The 408-nt window shown below is 48.0% G+C and carries 1 protein-coding gene; it reads left to right on the top strand.

What is annotated here, in order from left to right:
• A partial coding sequence (locus P5674_RS26030; RefSeq protein WP_315670503.1) for a DUF4351 domain-containing protein occupies positions 1–279 on the top strand: 279 nt, incomplete at its 5' end.
• Positions 280–408: the final 129 nt, after the last annotated feature.

The raw sequence follows: 408 nt of genomic DNA, 5'->3' as shown, positions 1-408 counted from the left end.
TGGCTTGAGGATACCCGGTTTTATCGGGATGTGTTGCAGAAGGGCCGCGAAGAAGGTCGCGAAGAAGGTCGCGAAGAAGGTCGCGAAGAAGGTCGCGAAGAAGCACAGACGGAGATGCTGTTGCGACAGTTAACCCGTCGCTGTGGTGAGTTGTCGGATATGCAACGGCAACAGGTGATATCTCTCAACTCGGGTCAAAAGGATGAGTTGGCGGAGGCTTTGTTAGATTTTCGGGGGATGGAGGATTTAGTGCACTGGTTGCAGACAGATGAAAACTGACAAACTTATCCCAAACCAACTCAGAATTGAAGAAACCCGGTTTTTTTGACAAAGACAAACCCCGTTTCTGGAAACAAGCGATCGCCTTAATCAAAGCCTTAATCAAAGCCTTAATCAAAGCCTTAATCA

Origin of the sequence: Limnospira sp. PMC 289.06, assembly GCF_032350395.1 — a bacterium.
Taxonomy (GTDB): Bacteria; Cyanobacteriota; Cyanobacteriia; order Cyanobacteriales; family Microcoleaceae; genus Limnospira; species Limnospira platensis.
This window is presented reverse-complemented; position numbering and strand designations above follow the sequence as displayed.